Source organism: Salipiger aestuarii, from assembly GCF_003259905.1.
GTDB lineage: Bacteria > Pseudomonadota > Alphaproteobacteria > Rhodobacterales > Rhodobacteraceae > Salipiger > Salipiger aestuarii.
Genome location: NZ_QLMG01000109.1, coordinates 1 through 1,908, shown reverse-complemented (window position 1 = coordinate 1,908; position 1,908 = coordinate 1). Strand labels below are relative to the sequence as shown.

The window sequence follows — 1,908 nt, the reverse complement described above, 5'->3', positions numbered from 1 at the left end:
CTCCTGTTCGAGACGTTCGGTCAGCATCAGCCGCTGAACCGACAGGCCGAGCGCGATGCAAAGGAAGGTATCGACCTCAGCCTCTCGACGCTGGCCGACCGGGTCGGGGCCTGCGCTGCCGCGCTGGCACCAATCCACGCCCTGATCCGGACCCATGTTCTGGCGGCCGAGCGCCTGCACGGCCCCTCTCGGCAGCATGCTTTGCATGCGCCTGCCGGGCAATGGGCGACACAACGGTCCCCCTCCTCGCGAAGGGAGGGACGATGCGCCCCCTTGAGAGAGTGGACTTCCTCCCCTGTCTCTTGCAGAATATCAAGAGAGTCCGTATATTCTTATTAAGTCAGAAAATCTATGGGGAGCCAGGATGAAACAGTTCGCAGCAGGGGATTTGACCCGCAATACGGGCGATCTTTTCGAGGCGGCGACAGTCGCTCCGGTCGCCATCACGAAGCACCGTAAGCCGCGCTTCGTGGTCATGTCGATGGAGCGGTTCCAGGCTCTGACGGCCGGCCACGGGTCGCAGGTTGCTTTCGAAGTGACCGACATGCCTGAAGATCTGGGCAACCTTCTCGATCAGGGCATCGAAAAGCATTTCCGTGACCGCTGACTTCCCCGCCGCGGGGCAGGTCTTCGACTACCATTATCTCTGGAAGTGGCAGGCGGATCGAGGAGAGACAGAAGGTCGGAAGAAGCGGCCAAGCTGCGTGGTGATCGTCGTTACCAATCAGGCGGGTCAGCATGTCATGTTCATCGCGCCGATCACCAGCAAGGCTCCGGGTCCGGGGCGGACGGCGCTGGAGATCCCCGAGACCGAGGCGCGGCGCGCCAAGCTCGACAGCGATGTGCCGCTCTGGGTCGTCCTGGATGAGTTGAACGCAGATGTTCTTGAGATCTCTTACACGCTGGAAGAGCGGTCACCGCGCGGATCATTAAGTCCCGCCTTCACTGACGCGATCCTGCGCGAGGTTCAGCGCCTTCGCGCCATCGGGGGACTGAAGTTGTCGAACCGGACGTGACCCCCAAATACCGGCAAAAAGAACGCGTCGGTCTCACCGCGTTCGCGGGAAACCGGGTTCCCTTGCCTCTTTGACCGGCCCTGCTTCCGAACCTTCAGCCGCCTCCGCGCTTCCGAATGTGCAGAGGCGGCTTTCTGTCCCGTCAGACCCGTAACCTGACTGGAAGAGAAGAGACGCCATGACCGGTCGAAGCCCGAACAACGATTCGAATATGCCATCACATGGACGGCTTATGGAGGCGCTGAGCCGACGCCATAGGACTTTGGCAGTGACCATCCCCTGTCGCGGCTCAAAAGCCCGTTGAACCTGCTGGCCGACAGCACCGGCATCAAGGCAGAGCGCGAATGGCACGCCCGCAAGCATGGTGGCGCGAAACGGTGTCTATGGCGGAAGATCCACATTGACGTCGATGAACAGACGCTGGAGATCCGGGCCATCGGGGTCACCGCTCGCAACGTCGGGGAGCGCCATGCCGTACAGGACTTTCAACGTCAGGCACGTCTGAATTGGGGCATCGCTATACTGCGGCTGTCGGCCTCGCTTGCCTGTCGTCGGCGGCATCCACACCATGCCTGTATCGAACCAAACCGTAAGGGCGCCCCGGCGCTTCAGCGCCTTGTTGTAGGATCGGCAGTTTCTGGTCTTGTCGTTCGGCGGGATGGGCCTGCTCATGTCACACAGCTACCATTCTGGATTCACACGATGAAATTCACCTCGGCTTTGCGCAACAAAGCCCTGGCCACCCTTGCCAAGCCGCCGCCTTTCTCAGTCTGCTCGGTCCTCTGAGGAGTGCAGCAGAAGATGGTGCTATTGGCCTGCTGCCGGTTTCGTGGACATCCGAACCGGCATCTTGCGGGGTGGCAGGGCGTTCTCCAGGCCCCCTCTCATGGTT

The 1,908-nt window shown here is 61.3% G+C and carries 2 protein-coding genes and 3 pseudogenes; 4 read left to right on the top strand and 1 reads right to left on the bottom strand.

What is annotated here, in order from left to right; genetic code table 11:
• The 4 genes and pseudogenes from ATI53_RS22700 to ATI53_RS22685 all read left to right on the top strand — a co-directional run.
• Positions 1–263: pseudogene (locus ATI53_RS22700) on the top strand (IS66 family transposase); the annotation flags it as partial.
• Positions 264–364: 101 nt separating this feature from the next.
• Positions 365–607, top strand: coding sequence for a type II toxin-antitoxin system Phd/YefM family antitoxin (locus ATI53_RS22695; RefSeq protein WP_111551438.1), 243 nt, complete (start codon positions 365–367; stop codon positions 605–607).
• Positions 597–1,016, top strand: a complete 420-nt coding sequence (locus ATI53_RS22690; protein WP_009503141.1) for a hypothetical protein — start codon at positions 597–599, stop codon at positions 1,014–1,016. Before ATI53_RS22695 ends, ATI53_RS22690 begins: the two co-directional genes overlap by 11 nt.
• A 241-nt stretch (positions 1,017–1,257) precedes the next feature.
• Positions 1,258–1,482, top strand: a pseudogene (locus tag ATI53_RS22685) (transposase); the annotation flags it as partial.
• Here the strand turns inward: ATI53_RS22685 and ATI53_RS22680 are convergent.
• A pseudogene (locus ATI53_RS22680) lies at positions 1,479–1,688 on the bottom strand (transposase); the annotation flags it as partial. The pseudogenes ATI53_RS22685 and ATI53_RS22680 sit on opposite strands and share 4 nt — an antisense overlap.
• Positions 1,689–1,908: the final 220 nt, after the last annotated feature.